Origin of the sequence: Azospirillum agricola, assembly GCF_020005195.1 — a bacterium.
Taxonomy (GTDB): Bacteria; Pseudomonadota; Alphaproteobacteria; order Azospirillales; family Azospirillaceae; genus Azospirillum; species Azospirillum agricola.
This window is the reverse complement of the sequence record NZ_JAIFZR010000005.1, coordinates 1,138,892-1,159,841: the sequence shown is the minus strand read 5'-3', so window position 1 is coordinate 1,159,841 and position 20,950 is coordinate 1,138,892. Positions and strand designations below refer to the sequence as shown.

The window sequence follows — 20,950 nt, the reverse complement described above, 5'->3', positions numbered from 1 at the left end:
AAGCCGGAGCGGGGTAGGTTGCGGGACTGGAGGCGCCCGACAATGAGCACGACGCTGACGAGCAGGACGTCGGCCGGCAGGCCGGCCAAACCCGACACGCGGCTGGACTATGGGCGGCGGATCGAACGGGTGGCGGCGCACATCGCCACCCATCTCGACGATCCGCTCGACCTGGAGATCCTGTCGGAAGTCGCCTGCTTCTCGCCCTACCACTTCCACCGCCTCTACCGGGCGATGACCGGGGAAACGGTGGCGGACACCCTGCGCCGCCAGCGCCTGCACCGCGCGGCCGGCGAACTGGTCCGGGGCGGGGCGGAGGGCGGGACGGGCATCGCCGGCATCGCCCGGCGGGCCGGCTACGGCAGCGTCGCGGCCTTCACGCGCGCCTTCGTCCAGGCTTACGGCATTCCCCCGGCCACCTACCGCCGCCGGGGCCATCTGACGCCGTTCGCCTGGCCCCACACCCGAACGGAGGATGCCATGCAGACCGTCACCATCGAGAGCCAGCCGGCGCTCCACCTGACCGGCTTCGACCACCGCGGCCCCTACATGGGGATCGGCGCCGCCTTCGACCGCATGCTCGCCTGGGCGGCCGGGCGCGGCCTGATCGGCCCGGGCGCGCGCAGCGCCGCCATCTATTACGACGATCCGGAATCGGTGGCCCCGGAGGCGCTGCGCTCCTTCGCCGGGCTGGTGACGTCCCCCGATCTGCCGGCTGACGGTGGAGCACGGTCGGTGACGCTTCCCGCCGGCCGTTACGCCGTCCTCGTCCACAAGGGTCCCTACGCGGAGCTGGGAGGAGTCTACCGCCGCCTCTACCGCGACTGGCTCCCGGCCAGCGGCCATGTCCCGGCCGACCAGCCCTGCTACGAGGAATACCTGAACGACCCGCGCAGCCTGCCGCCGGAGGAATGGCTGACCCGAATCTGCGTGCCGCTGGCGTAGGGCACTCGCTCCACCCTAGCCCTCCCCCGCCGGGCGGGGGAGGGGCGGGGGGCAACGCGGATGGAACGCCGCCAAGGGCTGCCCACCGGCCGGCACGGGTGCTAAGGTCCCGCCCGACCGTCACCCGGTCCGTCCGCCCCTCTTCCCGCGAGCCTCCGCCCATGAGCATCGACGACCTGCGCGCCCAGTACGAGGCCTACCCCTACCCGGCGCGCGACCCGGCCGACGAGAAGAAGCGCCTGATCACCGGCTCGCCCAGCCATCTCGACGAGGTGATCCATTACGTCTTCGGCGGACGGCTCGACCGTTCGCGCCCGCTGCGCGTGCTGATCGCCGGCGGCGGCACCGGCGACGGCGCGATCATGCTGGCGCAGCAGCTCGCCGACGCCGGCCACGCCGGCCACGTCACCTACCTCGACCTGTCCGACGCCAGCCGCGCCATTGCCGAGGCGCGGGCGGCGGCGCGCGGCCTGACCAACATCACGTTCCAGCGCGGGTCCCTGCTGGAGCTGGAGGGGCTCGGACCGTTCGACTACATCGATTGCTGCGGCGTGCTGCACCATCTGGACGATCCGGCGGCGGGGCTGCGCTCGCTGGCGGGGGCGCTGGCGCCGGGCGGCGGGATCGGGATGATGGTCTACGCGCCGCTCGGCCGCACCGGCGTCTACCCGATGCAGGAGGCCCTGCGCGGCATGACCGAGGGGCTGCCCCCGGCGGAGAAGGTGGCGCTGGCCCGCCGGCTGATCCAGCAGCTGCCGGCCTCCAACTGGCTGCTCAACAACCCCTTTGTCACCGACCACCGGCAGGCCGACGCCAACCTCTACGATCTGCTGCTGCATTCCTGCGACCGGCCCTACAGCGTCGGCGAGCTGGCGGCCCTGGCCGAAAGCGCCGGGCTCGCCGTCGGCGCGCTGATCGACCCGGCGCGCTACGAGCCGGCGACCTGGATCAAGGATCCGCGCATCCTGAAGCGGCTCGACGGGATATCCTGGCTGGAGCGCGCCGCCTGGACCGAACGGATCACCGGCGGCATGACCAAGCACATCGCCTATCTGCTGCGCCCCGCCGACCTCGCCGGAGCGATCGCCCAGCCCGACGGGCCCGACGTCGTGCCGGTGCTGCGCGACCTCGACGGCGCGGCGCTCGCCAAGTCCATGCCGCCCGGCGGCAGCCTGGAGGTGGAGTTGCAGGGCGTCTTCGTGGCGCTTCCCCTGCCCCGCCTCGCCGGCCCTATCCTGGCGCGGGCGGACGGCCGGGCGACGCTGGGCGAGATTCACGCCGCCGTCGCCGCCACCGCCGGAGTGACCTGGGACGCCTTCCTGCTCCAGTTCCAACAACTCTTCAAGGCGCTGGGCGGCGTCGGCAAGATGCACCTGCGCCGCTGAACGCAGGCCCGCGCGCGCCCGAACCCGGAAGGCCCGAAAGCGAAAGGCCCACAAAAACGAAAGGCCGCCGGGGGAAGCCCCGGCGGCCTTTCGTCCGTCCAAGCCTTGCGGGCTTAGTGGATGCTCTCGCCGTGCAGGGCGAGGTCGAGACCGTCGCGCTCGACGTCCTCGTCGACGCGCAGGCCCATCACCACGTCGATCACCTTCAGGATGATGAAGCTGGCGATGCCCGAGTACACGATGGTGGCGACGATGCCGTAGAGCTGCGTCACGACCTGGCCGGCGTTGCCTTCCAGCAGGCCGGCGGTGCCGCCGATGGCTTCCTGGGCGAAGACGCCGGTCAGGACGGCGCCGACGATGCCGCCGATGCCGTGCACGCCGAAGGCGTCCAGCGAGTCGTCATAGCCGAGAGCGCGCTTCAGGCCGGTGGCGCCCCAGTAGCAGACGATGCCGGCGACCACACCGATGACCAGCGCGCCCATCGGACCGACGAAGCCCGAGGCCGGGGTGATGGCGACCAGACCGGCGACGGCGCCCGAGATGATGCCCAGCACCGAGGGCTTGCCCTTGATGACCCACTCGGCGAACAGCCAGCTCAGCGCGGCGGCCGACGCGGCGATCTGCGTGACCAGCATGGCCATGCCCGCACGGCCGTCGGCGGCGGCGGCCGAACCGGCGTTGAAGCCGAACCAGCCAACCCACAGCATGGCGGCGCCGACGAGGCTCAGCACGAGGTTGTGCGGAGCGAAGTTCTCCTTCGGGTAGCCCTTGCGCTTGCCGAGCACGATGGCGGCGACCAGACCGGCGACGCCAGCATTGATGTGCACCACGGTGCCGCCGGCGTAGTCGAGCACGCCGTCGCCCGCCAGATAGCCGCCCGGACCCCAGACCCAGTGGGTGATCGGCGCGTAGACCAGCAGCGACCAGACGGTCATGAACACCAGCATGGAGGAGAACTTCATGCGGTCGGCGAAGGCGCCGGTGATGAGCGCCGGGGTGATGATGGCGAAGGTCATCTGGAAGGTGATGAAGACCGTCTCCGGGATCACGCCGGTCAGGCTGTCCTTGGTCAGGCCGTTCAGCAGCACCTTGCTGAGGCCGCCGAAATACGGGGTGCCCTCGGTGAAGGCGATGCTGTAGCCGGCGACGATCCACAGGATCGACATCAGGCAGCAGATCGCGAAGCTCTGCATGACCGTGGACAGCACGTTCATCTTGCGGACCATGCCGCCGTAGAACAGGGCCAGGCCCGGAATGGTCATGAACAGGACCAGGACCGTCGACATCAGCATCCAGGCGGTGTCACCGGGGCTGAGCGTCGGCGCCGGCGCGGCGGCGGCCGCGTCCTGGGCGAGGGCGTCGGTGGGCACGCCGGCCACCAGGCCCAGGGCAACCGCCATCATGGGTGCGGCCAGAAGGAACAGACGGTTCATCGAGGCTCCTCATTTCTTCAAAATCGCTCCCGCCCCTCGCGGCGTCCATCCGAAGCCTTGCCGAATGGACGCCGCGAGGGGCGACCCCGTCCCGGTCGCCCCGTCCCCGGCGAAGACGGGGCGGCGGACGGGACCAAGGACGCCCCAACCTCTACAAGAAGCGTGCCAGCCGAAAATGGCGGGGAATCGTCAGGGTTGTCGAAGCCCCGGCCCCCCGATCGGGCATCCCCTTTCGAGTCGCGGGGCTGCTTTGCCCAGAAAAAAGGCAGGTGCCGCCCTGACCAAAGGAAAGCAATTTTCGGGTTTTTGATCCTTGAAACACCGCCGCTGCACCACGTCGCGCCCCGGTCAGGCTTCTTTTTTGGCGGATGAACAAAAAATAGGCATTTGGTGCGCCGCACTCTTGCGCAGACGGCCGCCGGGAAACCATTCGATCTAGGACCAGTCCGGAGCTGCGGTCTATGCGCCCACCGTCCGCTGCGCCTATTGGCCGGGCGGCGCAGATGTGGCACCGTCGTTGCCCCATGCGGTCGTTCGCACACGACCGGTGGCACCAAGAACGGCCTCAAGACGAATAAGGCAGGGGGAGTGTCGGCCATGCTCGACAAACGTGATCTGCGTCTGGCGCCGCGCCGCGCGGTGGCGCTGGTGCTGGCCGGGGGACGGGGCAGCCGTCTGAAACAACTGACCGACCGCCGCGCCAAGCCGGCGACCTATTTCGGCGGCAAGTTCCGCATCATCGACTTCGCCCTGTCGAACTGCGTGAATTCCGGCTTCCGCCGCATCGGCGTGATCACCCAGTACAAGTCGCACAGCCTGTTGCGCCACCTGCAACGCGGCTGGAACTTCTTCCGCGGCGAGATGAACGAGTTCTGCGACCTGCTGCCGGCGCAGCAGCGCATCGACGAGACCTCCTGGTACCAGGGCACCGCCGACGCGGTGTACCAGAATCTCGACATCCTGCGCGACCACGAGCCGGAATATGTCCTGATCCTGGCCGGCGACCACATCTACAAGATGGATTACGGCGCGCTGCTGCTCGACCACATCGCCCGGCAGGCCGACGTGACGGTGCCCTGCGTCGAGGTCCCGCGCGAGCAGGCGACCGGCTTCGGCGTCATGCACGTCGACGAGGAGCGCCGCATCATCGACTTCGTCGAGAAGCCGGCCGACCCGCCGCCGATGCCCGGCAAGCCCGACATGGCGCTGGCCAGCATGGGCATCTACGTCTTCAACGCCCAGTTCCTCTATGACCAGCTCGAGCGCGACGTCGCGACGCCGGGGTCGAGCCGCGATTTCGGCAAGGACATCATCCCGCATCTGGTCAAGAGCGGCGCCCGCATCATGGCGCACAACTACGCCGACAGCGCGGTGATCGACGCGCCGGACGACACCCCCTACTGGCGCGACGTCGGCACCATCGACGCCTATTGGGAGGCCAACCTCGACCTCTGCCACGTCACGCCGCAGTTGAACATGTACAACCGCGACTGGCCGATCTTCACCTACCAGGAGCAGCTTCCCCCCGCCAAGTTCGTCTTCGACGACGAGGACCGGCGCGGCATGGCGGTGGACAGCCTCGTCTCGGGCGGCTGCATCATCTCCGGCTCGACGGTGCGGCGCTCGCTGCTGTTCAGCTCGGTGCGCGTGAACTCATACAGCGAGCTGTACGAGGCGGTGGTGCTGCCGGAGTGCGACATCGGCCGCCATTGCCGCCTGAAGAAGGTGGTCATCGACCGTGGCGTCAGCATCCCCAACGGGCTGGTCGTCGGCGAGGACGCGGAGGCGGACGCCAAGCGCTTCTTCCGCAGCGAGGGCGGTGTCGTGCTGATCACCCGCGAGATGATCGAGGCGCTGCCGAAGGAGTGAGTTCCCCTTCGCTTTTCCGTCCTCCCGCCATTCCCGCCCGCGCGGGAATGGCGCTATAAGGGTGCGGCCTTTCCCCGGCCGCTTCCCCTGCCCCGCCGCGAGTGCCGTCCCGATGCGCGTCCTCTACGTCACGTCCGAATGCTACCCGCTGGTGAAGACGGGGGGGCTGGCGGACGTGTCCGCCGCCCTGCCGCCGGCGCTGAACGCCGCCGGGGCCGACGTCCGCCTGCTGCTGCCCGGCTATCCGGCGGTGCTGAACGGCCTGTCGAACCTGCACGAGGTCGGCGACCTGATCACCGACCTGCCCGGCTGCGACCGCGCCCGGCTGCTGGTCGGCCGCACGGCGGACGGGGTGATGGCCTACGCGCTGGACGCGCCGTCGCTCTACAACCGTCCCGGCAACCCCTATCTGGGACCGGACGGCCAGGACTGGCCGGACAACGCCCTGCGCTTCGCCGCGCTCGCCTGGGCCGCCGCCGGCTTCGCCGCCGAGGACAGCTACGATCCCTGGTGGCGGCCCGACGTGCTGCACGGGCACGACTGGCAGGCCGGGCTGATCCCCGCCTACCTCGCGCTGCGCCCCGACCGCTTCGCCGGCCCCTTCCGCCCCGGCACCGCGCTGACCATCCACAACATCGCCTACCAGGGCCTTGTCGGGCCGTGGATGATGGGCGACCTCGGCCTGCCCTCCGCCGCCTTCCGCATCGACGGCGTCGAGTATTACGGCAACATCGGCTACCTGAAGGCCGGCTGCTACTACGCCGACCGCCTGACCACGGTCAGCCCGACCTACGCCCACGAGATCCAGACGCCGGAGCACGGCACCGGGTTGCAGGGGCTGCTCGCCACCCGCTCCGACGACCTGACCGGAATCCTGAACGGCGTCGATTACGGCATCTGGGATCCGTCGCGCGACCCGCACATCGCCGCCCGCTACACCCCCGACGATCTCGGCGGGAAGGACGCCTGCAAGGCCGACCTGCAATCCGCCTTCGGTCTGGAGCGCCGCCCCGACGCGCCGCTCGCCGCCGTGGTCAGCCGGCTGACCTGGCACAAGGGCCTCGACCTCGTGCTGGAGGCGGCGGCGCAATGGGTCGCCTGGGGCGGGCAGCTGGTGGTGCTGGGCAGCGGCGACGCGGCGAGCGAGACCGGCTTCCGCCACCTCGCGCAATGGCACTCCCATTCGGTCGGCGTGCGCATCGGCTACGACGAGCCGCTGTCGCACCGCATCCAGGCGGGCTCCGACCTGTTCCTGGTGCCCTCGCGGTCGGAGCCCTGCGGCCTGACCCAGATGTACGCGCTGAAGTACGGCACCCTGCCGCTGGTCCGCCGCACCGGCGGTCTCGCCGACACGGTGATCGACGCCAACCCGGCGGCGGCCAACGACGGCAGCGCCACCGGCTTCCAGTTCGTCAACGCCAGCGCCCAGGAGCTTCTGTGGTCGCTGCGCCGCGCCATGAACCTCTACCGCAAGCCCGAACGCTGGCAGGCCATGCAGCGCCGCGCCATGACCCGCGATTTCGGCTGGCACGGCCCGGCGGAGGAGTACATGGAATTGTACCGGGGAATCGCCGGCCGCTCGTAACGGACAAAGAAGCCGACCATCAGACCACGATCAATCATTTTCGTTCATCTGTGTTCATCTGTGTCAAAAACTTCCTGCCCGGCCAGAGTCTGCTCGGGATAGCCGTTTTGTTTGACACAGATGAACACAGATAGACACAGATGAACGGTGATGACCGTCGGCTCTACCCGTCCGGTATTCTCCCCGTATCGTCATGATGGCCGTGCCGAAGCGCCGGCCTGCGCGCGATCAGGCACTTCGCCCGCGCACAGCGTCGTTGCGCCCATCCCGCGTCCGCCCTATGTTCCCCGGCAAACTCTTAAAGTCCCGGGCCCCGATGACTGACCTTTCGCACATCCGCAATTTCTCGATCATCGCCCACATCGACCACGGCAAGTCGACGCTCGCCGACCGGTTGATCCAGCAGTGCGGCGGCCTCGACGCGCGCGAGATGCGCGAGCAGGTGCTCGACAGCATGGACATCGAGCGCGAGCGCGGGATCACCATCAAGGCCCAGACCGTCCGCCTGCTCTACAAGGCCGAGGACGGCAAGCAGTACACCCTGAACCTGATGGACACCCCCGGCCACGTCGACTTCGCCTATGAGGTCAGCCGGTCCTTGTCGGCCTGCGAGGGCTCGATCCTGGTGGTCGACGCCTCCCAGGGCGTGGAAGCGCAGACGCTCGCCAACGTCTATCAGGCGATCGACAACAACCACGAGATCATCCCGGTCCTCAACAAGATCGACCTGCCCGCCGCCGAGCCGGACCGCATCAAGCAGCAGATCGAGGACGTCATCGGGCTGGACGCCACCGACGCGGTGGAGATCTCGGCCAAAACCGGCCTGAACATCGCCGCCGTGCTGGAGGCCGTCGTCAAGCGACTGCCGGCGCCCAAGGGCGACGCCGACGCGCCGCTGAAGGCGCTGCTGGTCGATAGCTGGTACGATCCCTACCTCGGCGTCGTCATTCTGGTGCGCGTGGTCGACGGCGTCCTCAAGGTGAACCAGAAGGTCCGCTTCATGGCGGCCGGCAGCTCCCACGACGTGGAGCGCGTCGGCGTCTTCACGCCGAAGGCGCTGCTGACCGGCGAGTTGCGGCCCGGCGAGATGGGCTTCATCACCGCCGCGATCAAGGACATCACCCAGACCAAGGTCGGCGACACCATCACCGAGGAGCGCAAGCCGGCGGCCGAGCCGCTGGCCGGCTTCAAGCCGTCGGTTCCCGTGGTGTGGTGCGGCCTGTTCCCGGTCGACGCCGCCGATTTCGAGCGGCTGCGCGACAGCCTGGGCAAGCTGAAGCTGAACGACGCCAGCTTCCATTACGAGGCCGAGACCTCGGCGGCGCTGGGCTTCGGCTTCCGCTGCGGCTTCCTCGGGCTGCTGCATCTGGAAATCATCCAGGAGCGGCTGGAGCGCGAGTTCAACCTCGACCTCATCACCACCGCCCCCTCGGTGGTCTACAAGCTGACCATGACCGACGGGACGGTGCAGGACCTGCACAACCCGGCCGACATGCCCGACGTGGTGAAGATCGACCACATCGACGAGCCGTGGATCAAGGCCACCATCATGCTGCCCGACGAGTATCTCGGCGGCATCCTCCAGCTCTGCACCGAGCGTCGCGGCCAGCAGATCGAGCTGACCTACGCCGGCGCCCGCGCCATGCTGGTCTACCGGCTGCCGCTGAACGAGGTGGTCTTCGACTTCTACGACCGGCTGAAGTCGATCAGCCGGGGCTACGCCAGCTTCGACTACCAGATGGACAGCTACGAGGAAGGCGACCTCGTCAAGCTGGCGATCATGGTCAACGCCGAGCCGGTCGACGCCCTGTCGATGATTGTCCACCGCAGCCAGGCCGAGCGCCGCGGCCGCCAGCTCTGCGAGCGTCTGAAGGAGCTGATCCCGCGCCAGCTCTTCAAGATCGCGGTGCAGGCCGCCATCGGCGGCCGCGTCATCGCCCGCGAGACCATCAGCGCCATGCGCAAGGACGTGCTCGCCAAGTGCTACGGCGGCGACATCAGCCGCAAGCGCAAGCTGCTGGACAAGCAGAAGGAAGGCAAGAAGCGCATGCGCCAGTTCGGCCAGGTGGAGATCCCGCAGAGCGCCTTCATCGCCGCGCTCAAGATGGGCGACGAATGACCGGGCGATCAGCGATCGGATGACGGGAAGGCGGGCTCAGGCCCGCCTTTTTCGTTTGTGTGCATGCGCAAAAAAGAAACCATGATTCTTTCGCACCCGCGAGATGATCGTCCGGACGCCCTGTTGTCGGGTGCAGGGACGCGGGCGCCGAGGCGCCGCCCCCGCCGACGCTTCCGACCATCATCGTGGCAGGGACCATCATGGACACCGGATCGACCGGGGAGCGGGTGATCGTTCCCCTTGCCGAAGAAATCGCGACCGTCCACAAGACCGCCCGCGCCTCTGGCGGCGTGCGGGTGCGCAAGACGGTCCAGGAAACCCTCCAGGACATCGACGAGACGGTGAGGACCCAGGAGGTCACCGTCCGCCGCGTCCCGGCCGGCCGCTGGATCGACGAGGCGCCCCGCCAGCGCCAGGAGGGCGACACGACGATCATCCCCATCGTCGAGGAGGTCGCCGTCATCGAGACCCGCCTGCGGCTGGTCGAGGAAATCCATGTGACGCGGCGATCCTCCATCCGCCCCCTGCGCACCGCCGTTCCCGTGCGCCGCGAACGGGCTGAGATCGAGGCCATCGCCGCCGACGGCACCGCCATCAGAGCCCACCACCATACCAACGACCACACCAGCAACGACACCCACGACAACGCCCGTGACGGGGCGGCCGCCGCGCCTGCCCCCGTCCTCAGGAGAACAGCCATGACGACGATCATCGGTCTTTTCACCGACGCCACCGCCGCCCATCAAGCCCGGAAGGCGTTCCATGCCCTTGGCGACGGCGGGGCGGACATCCGGATCTTCGGCTCCGGCGGCGACGGGACGGCGGCCGATCTGCGGGCCTCGCTGTCCGGTCTGGAGATCGACGACGCGGACATCCAGGCCCTCGCCGGCTCTCTGGACCGGCGGGCGCTGGTCGTCACCGCGCGGGTGTCCGCCGACCGGGCCGAGGCGGTTGTCGAGATCATGACGGAGAACGGCGCGGAAGGGACCGACGTCTTCGACGGGCCGGACGAGGAGCGGCTGGTCCTGCCCGAAGCCGAGGAGAGCATCGACGTGGCGAAGACGAGCGTGACCACCGGCGTCCGCGCCCGCAGCACGGTCACCGAGCGCCCGGTCCACAAGACGGTGACCCTGAAGGACGAGACGGTCCAGGCCCGCCGCCGCGACGCCGGCCGCGACCTCAGCCCGGAGGAGGCCGAGGCCGCCTTCCAGGAACAGACGGTCGAGGTGACCGGTGTCTCGGAGGAGGCCGAGATCCGCAAGGCCGCCCGCCTGATCGGTGAGGTCGAGATCACCAAGGACAGCCAGGAGCGCCAGGAAACCATCCGCGACACCGTCCGCCGGACCGAGGTCGAGACGCAGCGGATCGAGCGTCACCGCTGATCCCCATCAGTGCGAAGGGAGGGCGGTGCGTCGCGACCGGCGGGCCGCCCTTACCACCCACCGCTTTTCCCGACCGGACGGGGTTATCGGGCCGTGCCGCCCCGCCGGTCAAGTCGGTTCCGCATCCTCTCCACCCGTTCCCGCAGATCGTTGACGCAGGTGGTTCGAACCCAGCGGGCCAGGGCCGCCGGGTTTCGGGTCGGCGCATTCCGCTCAACGTAGCGGTCCGCCGAAAGCCCCTCCCGCGCGCTCCGCGCCTGGAGCAACTCCCAAAAGATCGGCTCCAGGCTCACCGTGACGGGCGTGCCGTCGAGGGTCAACACGCGGCTCACCATGCAGCGCCTCCTTCAAGCGATGGATGGGTGTACCACAGCGTGTATATTCTCCGTAAGTACGTAGTTTGATACTTTATATGTTTGAGTTTTGCGTATTTACTTAGTATGCTAATTAATTGCTTTCAAAAATTCGCTGATGCATCGTCTCCGCATGGCGGATGACCTTGTTGCCCTGACTGTAAAGCTCGAACGTGACGACTGGCGCGTTGTCCATGAGCACGCCCTCGCTCTGAAGATGAGCGGCGACTCCGCACGCGGGTCCATACAAGGGGTGCTGACATCGGCGCTTGCCGATTATTTTCAGGCCCATGGCTTGGGTGAACTCAAGACGAAGCCGACCGGACGCGGCGGTCCGCGCAACCGCACGCGCGGTTGAGCTTTTTGAGGGAAAGACGCAGCCCGCATGCAACGAATCGGGCGCCGGCGTGTCAATGCCTGGACAAGCGCCGCCACCGCGCGGCCCGTTCCGTCCGACATGGGAGCATGACATGCGCACGCTTTTCGCCGCCGCCGTCCCGGCCCTTCTGTTGCTGATGACCGCCATGCCGGGTCAGGCCCAGACCGCCACGCCCCCGAGCAAGGCCGAGGCCGTGGCCGCCGGCACCATGGACACCGGCGCCCGCGACCTCGTGCCCTCGCGCGACCTGATCGGCAAGCCGGTGGTCCATCGCCATGGCGGTCCGGTCGCCGGCACCATCCAGGACGTCACCACCGGTTCCGACGGCCAGGCGGTCATCGCGCTGAAGCGGCCGAACGACGACCGTCCGCTGATGCTCGGCGCCTCCGACTTCGAACGACGCGGCGACAGCGTCGTCGTCATGCACGACCCCAGCGCGCTCGACCAGCGCGCCCAGTACGAGCGCCAGGGCGCCACGGGCTCCGGCAGTTCCTCGGGCGGTGCGGCGGCGACGGGTGCGGGGAGCCTGGGCACCATCAAGTAAGGGCGTCAAGGAAGCCCCTTTCCGCAGCGCCGGCACAGCGCCCGGATGAAAAACATCCGCGCTTTTCGCCCGCAGGAGGCGGAGCGTTTCGTCAGATTGAGGGGGCGGTCGGGGCGGCGGAATGGCCACCGCCCGCGCCGCACTGACGGAGGGCAAGAGGATGGACAGAATCCTCACTCTCCTGATCCTGGTGCTGGAGATCGTCAAGCGGCTGCTTGACCGTCTGCACTAAGATCGGGCGGGCGTGCCGGGGATTGGAGCCTCGGCACGCCTACCCCCGATATTGCGCTTCCCCTTCCGCCGGTCAAGGCTTCAATGGAATCCGGGCGCCTGCGCAATCGCCGGCTGCATGGAAAGGGCCGTCACCCCTCCGGCGCTTCGTCGTCCTCATCGCCGAGCGCGGCGTTGATCTGGTCGAGGGTCCGGCCGCAGCCGGTGCAGACATCGCCGTCGATGGCGCACATGCCCAGGCAATCGGGATTGTCGCTCATTCCGTGGACACCTCAAGCCCTGTGAAAGCCGCTGGACAACCGTCATTCTGCCGACGCGCCGCGTTGCGCGCCATGCCCATTCCGTCACCGGAGACGCGCCGGTCGCGCACGCCCCGTCAGGCGTCGATGACGGTCAGCTCACCGGCGAGCGGCGTCGCCATCAGCCCCTTGACCGCGACCGGATCGAGGCCGGCGGCGAGCAGGCAGACCAGCTTGGCGTAGGACGCCTCCGGCGTCATGTCGTAGGCGCCGACCGCCCCGACCGCGCCCAGCCCGGTGGCGTAGGCGCCGGGCAGCACCGCGCCGGCCTGGACCTGGGTGTTGTCCATCACCACCACGCCGGACCGGTCGGCGCCGGCCAGCGCCGCGAGGAAGGCCGGATCGGTCGGGCCGTTGCCCTCGCCGAAGGCCAGCAGCACCAGCCCCTTCGCCGCCGGGACGGTGCCCGACAGCATGGCGGACACCGTCGAGGCCCGGATGCCAGGATGGAGCCACAGCATCGGCACGGAGAACCCATCCAGCGCCGCCGCCTGGGCGTCCAACTCCTCCCGGCGCCCGGCGCGGTTCGCCGGCACCGACAGCGCGGCGTCGTCACCGGGCATCGGCAGCCACAGCGCGCCGTTCCGGGCGACGAAACTCCCCACCGTCGCCAGCGGCGGGAAGTTGGGCGACCCGAAACCGGCGAAGCGGTTGGCGTCGATTTTCCGCGCCCGGTTGCCGCGCAGCAGCAGCGTGTCGAAGAAGACGCAGACCTCCGGCACCGGCAGGGTTCCGGCCAGCGCCAGGGCGCCGACCAGATTGGGCAGCGCATCGCTCAGGGCGACGGTCAGCGGCACCTGGGAACCGCCGAGGATCACCGGCTTGGACAGGCCGGGCAGCAGGAAGGACAGGGCCGAGGCCGTGTAGGCCATGCTGTCGGTGCCGTGCAGCACGACGAAGCCGTCATACTCGTCGTAGACGTCCAGGATGCGGCGGGCGATGACGATCCAGTCCGCCGGCGTCATCGCCGAACTGTCGAGCGTCCGGTCGAGCCAACCCATCGTCCAGGTCAGGCCGGGATGATCGGCCACCCGGTGTCCGGACAGGCCGGGCATCGAGAGGACGAGCCGTTCGAACTCCGGACCGGGAACCGGGGCCAGCGCCCCCTGGGCGTCGGGAACGCAGCCGATGGTGCCGCCGGTGTACAGGACATGGACCTTCGCCATCGTTCGCCCCCTTGCCGCTCGCCCGTCGCGAGCGCGAACGATACGACGGAGCGTTTCAGTCCTCAACAAGCACGCGGCCGTGCAGCCGGGCGGAAGCGGCCGGTGCCGGGGACACCATCGAACAGAAGGCCATGGAGGGGCCGGGCTCCGCGCGCGGGGCGATGGCGGGCGCGTAGGCCAGCCGGAAGGGTTCCCGCTCGGCCGCCGGGCGCGCGGGGCGGTCGCGCGGGCGGTCGCGCGGGCGGTCGAGGCGGGCGGCCTCCAGCACCACGCTGGTCAGGGCCATGGTCAGCAGCATGATCGTCTCGCAGGTCTTGGGGATGTCTTGGAGACGGAACATGGGGCGGCGCGCATTCCCTTGGAAACGAATAGGCATTATGAGGTCATTACGATTCGTGATGACCAGCCGTTGCGGCGGCCGGGCGCCTCTGCTTGAATGGGAGGCAACTTCCGGTCCCATGGCCATGCTCGCGAATCTCGACACCGACCTGCTGCGCGCCTTCGTCGCCGTCGCCGAACAGCTCAGCTTCACCCGCGCGGGCGAACGGCTCGGCCGCACCCAGGCGGCGGTCAGCCAGCAGGTCCGCCGGCTGGAGGACACCGTCGCCAAGCGCGTGTTCGAGCGTGACACCCACGGCGTCCGCCTGACCCGCGACGGCGAGGTGCTGCTGGCCTACGCCCGGCGCATGCTGACCCTGAACGACGAGGTGATGGCGCTGATGCGCCGGACCACCACCGTCGCCAGCGTGCGCATCGGCACGCCCGACGACTACGCCACCATGCTGCTGCCCGAGGTGCTGGCCCGCTTCAACGCCAGCTACCCCGATGTGATGGTCGAGGTGGTCTGCGACAACAGCCCCGATCTGGTCGCCGAGATCGACAAGGGCCGCTACGATCTGGCGCTGGTCACCCGCCGCTCCGACGACCGCGCCGGCGAACTGGTGCGGCGCGAGCCGGTCGCCTGGGTGGCGCCGCCGCTCGACCCGGCCATGGCGCCCGGGGTGCGGCCGGTGGAACAGTGCGATCCCCTGCCGCTGGCGCTGTTTCCCAAGGGCTGCGTCGTGCGCGACCTCGCCGTCGACGCGCTCGACCGCATCGGCCGCGACTGGCGCGTCGCCTTCACCAGCAAGAGCGTCGTCGCCGTGCACGGCGCCATCCTCGGCGGGCTGGGGGTGACGGCGATGGAGGAATGCACGGTGCCGCCCTCGCTGCGGCGGATCGGCCCGGCCGACGGCTTTCCCGAGCTGCCCGACATCCACATCGCCCTGCACCGGGCCCCCGGCCAACTGGCGAAGCCGGTCCGGCTGCTGGCCGACGCCATCCACGATCTGGTGGGGGAGACCGCGCGATGAGACGCCGCGCGGCGCTCCCGCGAATCGCCCTGCTGGCCGTCCTGTTCCTGGCGGCCTCCCTGGCGGCCTCCCCAGCGGCGTGGGCGCAGAGCCCGGTCGCCACCGGCGCCCCGCTGACCGGCGAGGTCATCCTGAACCGCGACATCGAGGTGCGGATCGGCCCCAACGAGGACGCCCGCATCGTCATGACCCTGAAGCAGGGCAAGGCGCTGAACGCGCTGGGCACGCCGCGCGGCACCTACTGGACCGAGGTCGCCATCGGCGGCCAGCCGATCGGCTATGTCCCGGCCGACAGCCTGGACCCGGCCCTGATGGTCACCGGCCGCCCCGCCGTCGGCGGCGAGGGGCCGCGCCCGGCCAGGCCCGCCGCCGGCAAGCCGGCCGAACCGGCGACCAGCGGCCGAACCGCCGCCGTCGTCCCGCGCGAGGCGTGGGACAAGGCGGCGCAGGTTCCCGCCCAGGGCTACGTCGTCGCCGCCAAGCCGGTCGGCGCCACCGAGTTCCTCAGCAACAAGAAGCGGCGCGGCTTCACCTTGCGCAAGGGCGACGTCGTCGGCGTCATCAGCGTCGCCAGCGGGCAGGCGACGCTGGCGCTTCCCGCCGGAACCCGCGCGACGGCGCCGGTGGACGGGCTGGTCGGGGTGGTCGCCCCCTACCCGCTGCCCGGCATGCCGCCGATCGAGCCGGGGATGCTCTACGCCGCCAAGCTCGGCGAGTATGTCAGCTACGGCGAGGGGCTGCGCGCCTGGCAGGAGTTCACCGCCGGTCCCGGCAGCGCCTACCGCGATCTGCCGCCGATGGTCTGGCCGGTCTTCAAGGGCGCCCGCACGCTCTACGACATCGGGGTCGGCCCTTTCACACGCTTGCAGGTCGACACCGCCTGCGGCACCTTGGCGCAGCGTGGGCTGGATTGCACGGTGATCGAGTTGGACACGTTTTGAGACTCGTTAAACCATGATTCCTTAAGGTTTGGTGGCCATTGTGTTGCGGCCCTGCCCTCCGGACGGTTCGTCATGCCCCACGCCGACACGCCTGCCCCCGATGACGCCAGCGACGACGATCTCTTCTTCCTGGACGATGGGGACGGTGCCTCCTCCACGGATGAACCGAGAACGGCGCCGCCGGGCATCGGCAACCGCTGGAAGATGCTGATCGTCGACGACGAGCCGGAAGTCCACTCGATCACCAAGCTCGTGCTGTCCGACTTCTCCTACAAGGGGCGCCCGGCGCACTTCATCTCCGCCCATTCGGCGGCGGAGGCGCGGGAGATCCTGGCGCGCGAGACCGACATCGCCATGATCCTGCTGGACGTGGTGATGGAGACCGAGGACGCCGGCCTCCAGCTCGTCCACCACATCCGCGAGGAGCTGAAGAACCGCCACGTCCGCATCATCCTGCGCACCGGCCAGCCGGGGCAGGCGCCGGAGCGGGCGGTCATCCTCGACTACGACATCAACGACTACAAGGCGAAGACGCAGCTCACCGCCCAGCAGCTCTTCACCACCACGGTCGCGGCGCTGCGGTCCTACGAGGACATCATGGCCATCGAGGCCAACCGCCGCGGCCTGGAGAAGATCATCGAGGCGTCCTCCTCCCTGTTCCAGGCGCGTTCGATGAAGCTGTTCGCGGCGGGGGTGTTGACGCAACTCTCCGGCCTGCTGGCCGTCGGCCCCGACGCCATCCTCTGCGTGCAGCGCGGGTCCGTGCTGGGCGCCGCCAGCGACGGGCTGTATGTGCTGGCCGGGTCCGGCCGCTTCGAGACGGTCATCAACGAGCCGGCCTGCGAGCATGTCGAACCCGCGGTCCTGGCGGCGGTGGTGGCCTGCCTGGAAAGCCGCGCCAACCAGTACGCCGCCGACCACTGCACCCTCTACATCCGCACCCCCAACGACCGCGAGAACGTGGTCTATCTGCGCTCCGACCGGCCGCTGTCCGACCTCGACCGCGAACTGATCGAGGTGTTCTGCGGCCGGATCTCCGTCGGCTTCGACAACCTGCACCTCTACGAGCAACTCCACCGCGCCCAGCAGGGCACGCTGGCGGCGCTCGCCGACCTGGCCGAGCGCCAGCGGGGCGGGGAGCCGGACTGGGAGGGGGACGGCGGGCCGGAGGACGGCGGAGCGGGCGACGAGTCCCGTTTCGCCCGCTCGCTGCGCATCGCCACCATCACGGAACGCATCGCCCGGCGCCTCCAGGAGGAGAACCGCTTCCCCGGCCTCGTCGACGACGCCTTCCTGGCGATCATCGGGCTGGCGGCGGTGCTGCACGATGTCGGCAACGCCACCATCGATCCGGCCATACTGGGCAAACCGGGCCCCCTGACCGAGGCGGAGCGCACCGCCATGCAGCGGCACACCATCGCCGGATCCCTGCTGCTGGACCGCGCCAGCCGTCTGGCCGAGGGCCACACCCACCTGCATCTGGGCGCCGAGGTGGCGCGCTGGCATCACGAGAACTGGGACGGCACCGGCTATCCCGACCGGCTGAGCGGGGAGGCGATCCCGGTCGCCGCCCGCATCGTCGCGGTGGCCGACGCCTACGACGCGATGACCCGCGACCGGCCCTACCGCGCCGCGCTGGGCCATGAGCGGGCCGTTGCCGAGATTCGGGAGCAGGCGGGCAGCCGCTTCGACCCCGCCGTGGTCGATGCCTTCCTGATCATCGCGCCGGATCTGGCGGCGTCCTGACCGCTCCGGCACGGCCAGGACTTGGACGGGGCGCTCAGTGGCGGGCCAGCCGCTCCACCGCGTCGCGCAGGGGAGCGACCTGCACCGGCTTGTGCAGCAGCGTGCAGCGGTGCTGGCGTGCCTCGTCCTGGCGCTCGGGCGTGGTGTCGCCGGTCAGGATGATCGCAGGCACCTGGATTCCGGTAAATTCGCGCAGCCGCTCGACCGCCTCGGCCCCGGTGCGTCCGGCGGGCAGGAAATGGTCGGCGATGATCAGCCCCGGCGGACGGTGCAAGCCCGGCAGCGCGTGCTCCAGCGCGTCGAAGCTCAGGGCCGCCAACACCTCGTAGCCCCAGCCGTCGAGAAGCAGGGACAGACCCTCGACGATCGCCCGGTCATCGTCCACCACGACAACCAAAGACGGTAAATCCGCGCGAGAATCACCGTCACCCGCCGCCCGCTCTTCCGCGTCGTCCGCCATCGTCCGGTTCCCCCGATCCATTCGACACTTTTTAGGCTAAAACAAGGAAAGATGAGCAATCAGACCAATGGCTGTGGCTTTTTCGTGATATTGACTGATTCGTACGTTTGGAAGAAAAAATATATCAAAGGTTTGGAAATTTTAATCCAAGGATTCAGAACGTCCTTTATGCCAATTCGCAAAACTTCAAGCATCATCCCTTATAATCTCATGGCAAAGACTCTCAATTCCGAAAAATTGCATATGCGTGCATTCTCAGGAACAAGGACTTTGCAACTGAAAGCGGCATAAAAAAAGGCCTCCGCCGAAGCAGAGGCCTTTTGCAAACAAATGGATAGACGGGTCAGGCGCGCAAAGAGCCGCCCGTCGCCTTCACCACCGCCGCGACAATCTTTTGCCCGACCGCCTCGATCGCCTCGTCGGTCAGGGTGGCGGTGGTCGGCTGGTAGGTGACGGACACCGCGACGGACTTCTGCCCCTCGCCGACGCCCGGCCCCTGGTAGACGTCGAACACGGCGACGTCCTTGACCAGCGCCTTGTCGGCGGCCTTCACCGCGCGCAGGATCTTGTCGGCCTCGACCTGCCGGCCGACCAGGAAGGCGAAGTCGCGCTCGACCGGCTGGAAGGCCGGCAGCTGCACCATCGGCTTGGCGGTGCCGCCCTTCTTCTTGGGCAGCGGCACGGCGTCGAGCATCACCTCGAAACCGACGACCGGCCCCTTGACGCCCAGCGTCTCCAGCACCGACGGGTGGATCTCGCCGAAGCGGGCCATCACCGTGGGGCCGAGCCGCAGCACGCCCGAACGGCCGGGGTGGTACCAGCCCGGCGCGTCGGTGGTGACCTGGAGGTTGGCGGTCGGGGCGCCGGCCGCTTCCAGCACCGCCAGGGCGTCGGCCTTGGCGTCGAAGACATCGACGACGCGCGCCTTCTCGGCCCAATGGCGCGGCACGGCGTTGCCGGCGCGGATGCCGGCGGCGACCGTGTCCTGGCCGTCGGGGGCCGGGCTGCGGAAGGCGGCGCCGACCTCGAACAGCCGGACGTCGGCGATGCCACGGTCGGCGTTGCGGCCGGCGGCCTGGATCAGGTTGGGCAGGATCGACGGGCGCATGACGTCGAGGTCGCTGCTGATCGGGTTGACCAGCCGCAGCCCCTCATTCTCCGCCCCGAACAGCGCCGCGACCGGCGACGCCAGGAAGGACCAGGTCACCGCCTCCGACAGGCCGCGCGACGCCAGCGCGCGCTTGGCCAGCGCGACGCGGCGCTGCCTCAGCGTCAGGGCCGGGCGGGCCAGCACGGTCTCGCGCGGCAGCGGCGTCGCCGGGATGGCGTCGAAGCCGTGGACGCGCAGCACCTCCTCCACCAGATCCGCCTCGCCATGAACGTCGGCGCGCCAGGAGGGGACGCCGACATGCAGGGTGCCGTTGTCGTCCTCGCCCTCGATGGTGAAGCCGAGATCGGTCAGGATGCGGACCTGTTCGCCCTGCTCCAGATCGACGCCCCCCAGGCTCTTCACCCGGCCGGGGCGCAGGGTCAGGGTGCGGCGCCACGCCGGCTCGGCGCCGGCGATCACCAGCTCCGACGCCTCGCCGCCGCAGATCTCCAGGATCAGGCGGGTGGCGCGCTCGACGCCGGAGACGACGGCCGCCGGATCGACGCCGCGTTCCAGCCGGTAGCGCGCGTCCGACTCGACGCCGAGCCGGCGGCCGGTCTGCGCGGTGCGCACGGTGTCGAAGATCGCCGCTTCGAGGAACAGGGTGGTGGTCGTCTCGGTGCAGCCCGACGCCTCGCCGCCGATGATGCCGGCCAGCGCCTCGGCCTTCTCATGGTCGGCGATGACCGTCATGGCGGGGTCGAGCGCGTACTCCTTGCCGTTCAGCGCGACCAGCGTCTCGCCCTCCCGCGCCATGCGCACGACGATGCCGCCCGTCACCTTGTCGGCGTCGAAGGCGTGCAGCGGGCGCGACAGGTCAAAGGTGATGTAGTTGGTCACGTCGACCAGCGCCGAGATCGGGCGCAGGCCGATGGCGGTCAGCTTGTCCTGCATCCACTGCGGCGACGGGCCATTCCTCACGCCGCGGATGGTGCGGCCGACATACATCGGGCAGGCGTCCGGCGCCTCGATGGTCACGCCGATCGGGCTGGGGAAGGCGCCCGGCACCGGCGTGGCGTCGATGCGCCCCCCGGTCTGCGGCTTCAACGTGCCGAGCCCGGCCGCCGCCAGATCGCGGGCGATGCCGCGCACGCCGGCGCAGTCGGCGCGGTCGGGCGTCAGGTTGATGTCGATGACCGGGTCGTTCAGCCCGGCATACTCGGCGAAGCTGGCGCCGACCGGCGCGTCCTCGGGCAGCTCGATGATGCCGTCATGCTCGTCGGACAGCTTCAGCTCGCGCTTGGAGCACATCATGCCATTGGATTCGACGCCGCGGATGACGCCCTTCTTCAGCGTGATGTCGGAGCCGGGGATGTAGGCGCCCTCGGCGGCGAAGACGCCCTTCAGGCCGGCGCGCGCGTTGGGGGCGCCGCAGACGACCTGGAGCTTCTCGGTGCCGGTGTCGACGACCAGCACGCGCAGCTTGTCGGCGTCCGGGTGCTTCTCCGCCGAGACGACGTGGGCGACGCGGAAGGGAGCCAGCTCCTTGGAGCGGTCGTGGACGCCTTCGACCTCCAGCCCGAGAGCGGTCAGCGTCTCGGTGATCCGGTCGAGCGTGGCGTCGGTGTCGAGATGGTCCTTCAGCCAGGACAGCGTGAACTTCATGGCTTT

The 20,950-nt window shown here is 69.3% G+C and carries 18 protein-coding genes; 11 read left to right on the top strand and 7 right to left on the bottom strand.

Annotation, left to right across the window (positions count from 1 at the left end):
• Positions 1-42 precede the first annotated feature (42 nt).
• Positions 43-945: an AraC family transcriptional regulator gene (locus tag JN22_RS20440; protein WP_085555684.1), complete on the top strand. Its 903-nt coding sequence runs from the start codon at positions 43-45 to the stop codon at positions 943-945.
• A gap of 161 nt (positions 946-1,106) precedes the next feature.
• Positions 1,107-2,330 carry a class I SAM-dependent methyltransferase gene (locus JN22_RS20435; protein ID WP_085555683.1) on the top strand — a complete coding sequence of 408 codons (1,224 nt, stop codon included), beginning with the start codon at positions 1,107-1,109 and terminating at the stop codon, positions 2,328-2,330.
• Between the two features lie 113 nt (positions 2,331-2,443).
• Here JN22_RS20435 and JN22_RS20430 read toward each other — a convergent pair whose 3' ends face one another.
• Entirely contained in the window at positions 2,444-3,763 is a 1,320-nt protein-coding gene (locus JN22_RS20430) for an ammonium transporter (protein WP_085555682.1), read from the bottom strand.
• Positions 3,764-4,360: 597 nt separating this feature from the next.
• Here JN22_RS20430 and glgC point away from each other — a divergent pair.
• The 4 genes from glgC (at position 4,361) to JN22_RS20410 (ending at position 10,718) form a co-directional block, all read left to right on the top strand.
• On the top strand, positions 4,361-5,632 hold the full coding sequence (gene glgC, locus JN22_RS20425) for a glucose-1-phosphate adenylyltransferase (RefSeq protein WP_085555681.1): 1,272 nt from the start codon (positions 4,361-4,363) through the stop codon (positions 5,630-5,632).
• A 112-nt stretch (positions 5,633-5,744) separates the two neighbouring features.
• A complete protein-coding gene (gene glgA / locus JN22_RS20420; protein ID WP_085555680.1) occupies positions 5,745-7,217 on the top strand; it encodes a glycogen synthase GlgA in 1,473 nt (490 codons plus the stop codon).
• Positions 7,218-7,533: 316 nt separating this feature from the next.
• Positions 7,534-9,336: a translation elongation factor 4 gene (gene lepA, locus JN22_RS20415; RefSeq protein WP_085555679.1), complete on the top strand. Its 1,803-nt coding sequence runs from the start codon at positions 7,534-7,536 to the stop codon at positions 9,334-9,336.
• Between the two features lie 200 nt (positions 9,337-9,536).
• Positions 9,537-10,718, top strand: coding sequence for a YsnF/AvaK domain-containing protein (locus JN22_RS20410; RefSeq protein WP_085555678.1), 1,182 nt, complete (start codon positions 9,537-9,539; stop codon positions 10,716-10,718).
• An 83-nt stretch (positions 10,719-10,801) separates the two neighbouring features.
• On the opposite strand, the gene JN22_RS20405 is transcribed toward JN22_RS20410, so the two are convergent.
• Positions 10,802-11,053, bottom strand: coding sequence for a ribbon-helix-helix domain-containing protein (locus JN22_RS20405; RefSeq protein WP_085555677.1), 252 nt, complete (start codon positions 11,051-11,053; stop codon positions 10,802-10,804).
• A gap of 151 nt (positions 11,054-11,204) precedes the next feature.
• On the opposite strand from JN22_RS20405, the gene JN22_RS20400 reads away from it, so the two are divergent.
• Positions 11,205-11,429 (top strand): hypothetical protein, encoded by a 225-nt coding sequence (locus JN22_RS20400; protein WP_143268369.1) that lies wholly within the window; start codon positions 11,205-11,207, stop codon positions 11,427-11,429.
• 112 nt (positions 11,430-11,541) lie between these two features.
• The gene (locus tag JN22_RS20395) at positions 11,542-11,994 is read left to right on the top strand and encodes a hypothetical protein (RefSeq protein WP_085555676.1); all 453 of its coding nucleotides are present in this window, start codon (positions 11,542-11,544) and stop codon (positions 11,992-11,994) included.
• Positions 11,995-12,356: 362 nt separating this feature from the next.
• Here the strand turns inward: JN22_RS20395 and JN22_RS20390 are convergent, their stop codons facing one another.
• From JN22_RS20390 to JN22_RS20380, 3 genes are all read right to left on the bottom strand, one after another.
• Positions 12,357-12,485 carry a DUF1289 domain-containing protein gene (locus JN22_RS20390; protein WP_085555675.1) on the bottom strand — a complete coding sequence of 43 codons (129 nt, stop codon included), beginning with the start codon at positions 12,483-12,485 and terminating at the stop codon, positions 12,357-12,359.
• A 116-nt stretch (positions 12,486-12,601) separates the two neighbouring features.
• The gene (locus JN22_RS20385) at positions 12,602-13,690 is read right to left on the bottom strand and encodes an asparaginase domain-containing protein (RefSeq protein WP_085555674.1); all 1,089 of its coding nucleotides are present in this window, start codon (positions 13,688-13,690) and stop codon (positions 12,602-12,604) included.
• A 55-nt stretch (positions 13,691-13,745) separates the two neighbouring features.
• A complete protein-coding gene (locus tag JN22_RS20380) occupies positions 13,746-14,030 on the bottom strand; it encodes a hypothetical protein (protein ID WP_085555673.1) in 285 nt (94 codons plus the stop codon).
• 118 nt (positions 14,031-14,148) lie between these two features.
• On the opposite strand from JN22_RS20380, the gene JN22_RS20375 reads away from it, so the two are divergent.
• The 3 genes from JN22_RS20375 (at position 14,149) to JN22_RS20365 (ending at position 17,729) form a co-directional block, all read left to right on the top strand.
• Entirely contained in the window at positions 14,149-15,042 is an 894-nt protein-coding gene (locus tag JN22_RS20375; RefSeq protein ID WP_223677812.1) for a LysR substrate-binding domain-containing protein, read from the top strand.
• Positions 15,039-15,983 (top strand): SH3 domain-containing protein, encoded by a 945-nt coding sequence (locus tag JN22_RS20370; RefSeq protein ID WP_085555672.1) that lies wholly within the window; start codon positions 15,039-15,041, stop codon positions 15,981-15,983. Before JN22_RS20375 ends, JN22_RS20370 begins: the two co-directional genes overlap by 4 nt.
• A 72-nt stretch (positions 15,984-16,055) precedes the next feature.
• Positions 16,056-17,729, top strand: coding sequence for a DUF3369 domain-containing protein (locus JN22_RS20365; RefSeq protein ID WP_085555671.1), 1,674 nt, complete (start codon positions 16,056-16,058; stop codon positions 17,727-17,729).
• Positions 17,730-17,763: 34 nt separating this feature from the next.
• On the opposite strand, the gene JN22_RS20360 is transcribed toward JN22_RS20365, so the two are convergent.
• Both JN22_RS20360 and pheT read right to left on the bottom strand, forming a co-directional pair.
• Positions 17,764-18,114, bottom strand: a complete 351-nt coding sequence (locus JN22_RS20360; RefSeq protein WP_223677811.1) for a response regulator — start codon at positions 18,112-18,114, stop codon at positions 17,764-17,766.
• Between the two features lie 418 nt (positions 18,115-18,532).
• Entirely contained in the window at positions 18,533-20,944 is a 2,412-nt protein-coding gene (pheT, locus tag JN22_RS20355; RefSeq protein WP_085555669.1) for a phenylalanine--tRNA ligase subunit beta, read from the bottom strand.
• Between the last annotated feature and the right edge of the window lie 6 nt (positions 20,945-20,950).

What these genes read in the sequence shown, in the direction of transcription:
- pheT (WP_085555669.1), bottom strand. Translation starts at nt 20,944, where the DNA reads ATGAAGTTCACGCTGTCCTGGCTGAAGGACCATCTCGACACCGACGCC.
- JN22_RS20435 (WP_085555683.1), top strand. Translation starts at nt 1,107, where the DNA reads ATGAGCATCGACGACCTGCGCGCCCAGTACGAGGCCTACCCCTACCCG.
- glgA (WP_085555680.1), top strand. Translation starts at nt 5,745, where the DNA reads ATGCGCGTCCTCTACGTCACGTCCGAATGCTACCCGCTGGTGAAGACG.
- JN22_RS20430 (WP_085555682.1), bottom strand. Translation starts at nt 3,763, where the DNA reads ATGAACCGTCTGTTCCTTCTGGCCGCACCCATGATGGCGGTTGCCCTG.
- JN22_RS20440 (WP_085555684.1), top strand. Translation starts at nt 43, where the DNA reads ATGAGCACGACGCTGACGAGCAGGACGTCGGCCGGCAGGCCGGCCAAA.
- JN22_RS20380 (WP_085555673.1), bottom strand. Translation starts at nt 14,030, where the DNA reads ATGTTCCGTCTCCAAGACATCCCCAAGACCTGCGAGACGATCATGCTG.
- JN22_RS20405 (WP_085555677.1), bottom strand. Translation starts at nt 11,053, where the DNA reads ATGGTGAGCCGCGTGTTGACCCTCGACGGCACGCCCGTCACGGTGAGC.
- JN22_RS20365 (WP_085555671.1), top strand. Translation starts at nt 16,056, where the DNA reads ATGCCCCACGCCGACACGCCTGCCCCCGATGACGCCAGCGACGACGAT.
- lepA (WP_085555679.1), top strand. Translation starts at nt 7,534, where the DNA reads ATGACTGACCTTTCGCACATCCGCAATTTCTCGATCATCGCCCACATC.
- JN22_RS20385 (WP_085555674.1), bottom strand. Translation starts at nt 13,690, where the DNA reads ATGGCGAAGGTCCATGTCCTGTACACCGGCGGCACCATCGGCTGCGTT.
- JN22_RS20400 (WP_143268369.1), top strand. Translation starts at nt 11,205, where the DNA reads ATGGCGGATGACCTTGTTGCCCTGACTGTAAAGCTCGAACGTGACGAC.
- JN22_RS20390 (WP_085555675.1), bottom strand. Translation starts at nt 12,485, where the DNA reads ATGAGCGACAATCCCGATTGCCTGGGCATGTGCGCCATCGACGGCGAT.
- JN22_RS20410 (WP_085555678.1), top strand. Translation starts at nt 9,537, where the DNA reads ATGGACACCGGATCGACCGGGGAGCGGGTGATCGTTCCCCTTGCCGAA.
- JN22_RS20395 (WP_085555676.1), top strand. Translation starts at nt 11,542, where the DNA reads ATGCGCACGCTTTTCGCCGCCGCCGTCCCGGCCCTTCTGTTGCTGATG.
- JN22_RS20370 (WP_085555672.1), top strand. Translation starts at nt 15,039, where the DNA reads ATGAGACGCCGCGCGGCGCTCCCGCGAATCGCCCTGCTGGCCGTCCTG.
- JN22_RS20375 (WP_223677812.1), top strand. Translation starts at nt 14,149, where the DNA reads ATGGCCATGCTCGCGAATCTCGACACCGACCTGCTGCGCGCCTTCGTC.
- glgC (WP_085555681.1), top strand. Translation starts at nt 4,361, where the DNA reads ATGCTCGACAAACGTGATCTGCGTCTGGCGCCGCGCCGCGCGGTGGCG.